We start from the raw sequence: 233 nt of genomic DNA, 5'->3' as shown, positions 1-233 counted from the left end.
GCACTGTCGGGGGCCGTGTCGTGCCGGGTGAACGTCAGGTACGGGACCGCGATCGCGCTGACGAGGCCGAGCACCGTGCCGATGGTCCACAACACCCAGTCGATGCCGACCGCCAGGGGCGTACCGAGGACGTCTCTGCCCAAGAGCAGGGTGCCCGCGCCGACGGTCAGCAGCGCCATGGGCGGTGCCCCGTAGAAGTGCGCCATCACCGGATTGAGTCGATGCCCCCGCGC

Annotated in this window: 1 protein-coding gene; it reads right to left on the bottom strand. The window is 70.4% G+C overall.

Annotation, left to right across the window (positions count from 1 at the left end; all coding sequences use genetic code 11):
- The coding region (locus ACZ6JE_RS15685) for an SLAC1 family transporter (RefSeq protein ID WP_464319552.1) at nt 1-206 on the bottom strand (206 nt) is incomplete at its 3' end.
- Nucleotides 207-233 lie beyond the last annotated feature (27 nt).

The organism is Frigoribacterium sp. AC759, from assembly GCF_979256015.1.
This window is presented reverse-complemented; position numbering and strand designations above follow the sequence as displayed.